Here is a 3808-nt window from a genome sequence, read left to right on the forward strand (position 1 = left end):
GGGGGTGGGGGTGGATTGGTCGCCGCTTTTCGCGGGTGGTGGTGTGCGGCGGGTGGAGTTGCCGACGTATGCGTTCCAGCGTCGCCGGTACTGGCTGGACGCGCCCGTTGTCAGCAGTGGTGCGCCGACGACCGGCGAGGGGGAAGCCGAAGCGGGTTTCTGGAGTGCGGTCGAACGGGCCGATGCCGCCGAGCTGGCCATGACGCTCGACGCGGACGGTGAACTGGTCGGTGAACTCCTTCCCGCGCTGTCCACCTGGCGCCGCAAATCGCTGGACCGGTCGACGGTCAACTCCTGGCGCTACAAAGTGACATGGCGCCCGCTGTCGACCCCACCCGCCATCGGCCGGCTCGCTGGAACCTGGCTGCTGGCGGTTCCGGCGGCGCTTCGTGACGACCCGCTGGTGGCCGAGGCAGCGGAGGCGCTGACCCGTTCCGGCGCGCAGGTCGTGCCGGTGGAGGTGGACTGCGCCACGGTCGAACGAGCCGCCCTCGCCCAGACGTTGGCGGCCGCGACATCCCCTCAGGAGCCGTCACCGATAGCCGGCGTACTGTCGCTGCTCGGTCTCGATGAAGCACCCCACCCCGACCACCCGGTGGTCCCACAGGGCGTAGCCGCCACGCTGGCCCTGGTGCAGGCACTGGGCGGGAGCGCGGACGACGGCGGGAGTCAGATCGACGCGCCGCTGTGGCTCGCCACCCGAGGCGCGGTGTCGGTGGCCGGCACGGACCGCCTGACCAGCCCGGCACAGGCGCAGGTCTGGGGGCTGGGCCGGGTGGTCGGGCTGGAGCACCCGGAGCGCTGGGGCGGGATCGTGGACCTGCCCATGGAGCTCGGCGAGTCGACAGGGCAGCGGCTGGCCGAGGTCCTGGGCGGGACCGGTGGCGAGGACCAGCTGGCCGTACGCCGATCCGGAACGTACATCCGCAGGCTGGTCGAGGCACCCCAGACGGCCAAGAACACCCGGACCTCCCGCAGTCCCCGGGCGAATCCCACCGCCTGGCAGCCGCGCGGCACCGTGCTGGTGACCGGCGGCACGGGAGCGCTCGGATCCCAGGTCGCGCGATGGCTGGCGAAGAGCGGCGCGGAGCATCTGCTGCTGGTCGGTCGGCGCGGCGCCGAAGCGCCCGGCGCCGAAGCGTTGCGCGCCGAACTCCACGCGCTGGGAACGGAGGTGACGATCGCCGCGTGCGACGTCGCCGACCGGGAGGCGCTGGCGCGGCTGCTGGCCGAACATCCGCCGACCGCCGTCGTGCACGCTGCCGGAGTCGGGCAGCTGACCCCGATCACGGACACCACGCTCGACGGGTACGCCGAGGTGCTCGGCGCCAAGGTGGGCGGTGCCGTGAACCTGGACGAGCTGCTCGCCCCCGATCAGCTCGAGGCCCTCGTGTTCTTCTCGTCGAACGCGGGTGTGTGGGGCAGCGGGGGCCAAGGGGCGTACGGGGCGGCGAACGCCTTCCTCGACGCCCTCGCCCAGCACCGACGGGCCCGGGGCGGCCATGCCACCTCCGTCGCCTGGGGCTCCTGGGGAGGCGCGGGCATGGCCGTCGAAGAGGGCGCCGACGCGCATCTGCGTGCGCGGGGCCTGCGACCGATGGACCCGGACCTGGCGATCGCCGCACTCGCCGGTGCGCTGGACCAGGACGAGACGACCGTGACCGTGGCCGACGTCGACTGGGCGCGCTTCGTCCCGCTCTTCACCTCCGCGCGCTCCAGGCCGCTGATCGCCGAACTCCCCGCGGTCCGGGCACTGTTGGAGGAGCCCGAAGAGCCGGACTCGGGGTCCGGCGACGCCGCGCTGCGCCAACAGCTGGCGGCGCTCTCCGCGACCGGGCAGGCGGACCTGCTGCTGGCACTCGTGCGCGAGCAGGCCGCGGCCGTACTCGGCCACTCGGAGCCCGGTACCGTAGCGGCCGGCCGTGCCTTCCGCGAGCTGGGCTTCGACTCGCTGACCGCGGTCCAATTGCGCAACCGTCTCAGTGCCCGCACCGGGCTGCGGTTGCCGACGGCCCTGATCTTCGACTACCCGAACGCCACCGCGCTGGCGGGACATCTCCGTGACCAGATCCTGGGCGTAGCGGCTCAGGGAACGACGGCGCAGGATGCCGCGCAGCGGGCCGGAGCCGGATCCGGGGCCGGCCCCCAGGGGGAGGACCCCATCGCGATCGTGGCGATGAGCTGCCGCTATCCGGGCGGCGCCGAGTCCCCGGAAGCGCTGTGGAAGCTGCTGGCCGACGGCGTCGACACGGTCACGCCGTTCCCCACCGACCGGGGCTGGGACCTCGATGCCCTGTACGACCCGGACCCCGACCGGCCCGGCACCTCGTACGTACGCGAGGGAGCCTTCGTCCACGACGTCGGACACTTCGACCCCTCCCTGTTCGGGATCTCGCCGCGCGAGGCCCTCGCCATGGACCCGCAGCAGCGCCTGATGCTGGAAGCGTCGTGGGAAGCCTTCGAACGGGCCGGAATCGACCCGGAGTTGATGAAGGGCAGCGCGACCGGAGTCTTCGTCGGGGCATCCTCGCAGGGGTACGGGGCCGGTGCGCGGCAGGCCGCCGAGGGCGCCGAGGGGTACTACCTCACCGGCGGTGCCACCGCCGTCGTCTCCGGCCGGGTCGCGTACACCTTCGGCCTCGAGGGCCCGGCCGTCACCGTGGACACGGCGTGCTCGTCCTCCCTGGTGGCCCTGCACCTGGCCTGCCAGTCGCTGCGGCAGGGCGAGAGCTCGATGGCGCTCGTCGGCGGGGTCGCCGTGGTCGTCAACCCCGTCGCGTTCGTGGAGTTCAGCAGGCAGCGGGGCCTGGCGCCGGACGGCCGCTGCAAGTCGTTCGCCGCGGCCGCCGACGGTACGGCCTGGGGCGAGGGTGCGGGAGTGCTGCTCCTGGAACGCCTCTCGGACGCGCGCCGCAACGGTCACGAGGTGCTCGCCGTCGTGAGCGGCACGGCCGTCAACCAGGACGGCGCCAGCAACGGCCTGAGCGCCCCCAACGGACTGTCCCAACAGCGCGTCATACGACAGGCGTTGGCCGCCGCCGGGCTGTCGGGCGGCGATGTGGACGCGGTGGAGGCGCACGGTACGGGAACCACGCTGGGTGATCCGATCGAGGCGCAGGCGCTGCTGGCGACGTACGGACAGGAACGCCCCTCCGGGCAGCCGCTGTGGCTGGGGTCGCTGAAGTCGAACATCGGCCACACGGCGGCCGCGGCCGGCGTGGCGGGCGTCATCAAGATGGTGCTGGCGATGCGACAGGACACGCTGCCGCGCACCCTGCACGTGGACGAGCCGACGCCGCACGTGGACTGGTCGGCGGGAGCGGTCTCGCTGCTGACGGAGGCGGTGCCCTGGCCGCGGCCGGACGGCCGGCCGCGCCGGGCGGGAGTGTCCTCGTTCGGCGTCAGCGGCACCAACGCCCATGTGATCGTGGAGGACGCGCCCGCGGCCGTGGGGGACGAGGGCGCATCCGCGGTCGGTGGCGCGGGGACGCCGCCAGTGGTGGTGCCGTGGGTCATGTCGACCGCGAGTGAGCCGGCACTGCGAGCCCATGCGCGACGGCTCGGTGCGTTCGCGGGGGCGAGCGACGACCTCGATCCGGCGGCCGTGGGGCACTCGCTGGCCACGTCGCGTGCCATGTTGGACCGGCGGGCGGTGGTGCTGGGTCGGGATGTGCGCCAACTGACGTGTGGGCTCGACGCGTTGGCGCGGGGTGAGGTGTCGCCGGATGTGGTCGAGGGTTCGGTGACGGAGGGCGCGTTGGCCTTCCTGTTCTCGGGGCAGGGGTCGCAGCGGTTGGGGATGGGCCGG

The 3808-nt window shown here is 73.4% G+C and carries 1 pseudogene; it reads left to right on the plus strand.

The annotated features are described in order from the left end of the window. Positions 1 to 52: 52 nt before the first annotated feature. Positions 53 to 3808, plus strand: a pseudogene (locus ADK64_RS03110) (SDR family NAD(P)-dependent oxidoreductase); the annotation flags it as partial.

Origin of the sequence: Streptomyces sp. MMG1121, from assembly GCF_001280015.1 — a bacterium.
Classification (GTDB): domain Bacteria; phylum Actinomycetota; class Actinomycetes; order Streptomycetales; family Streptomycetaceae; genus Streptomyces.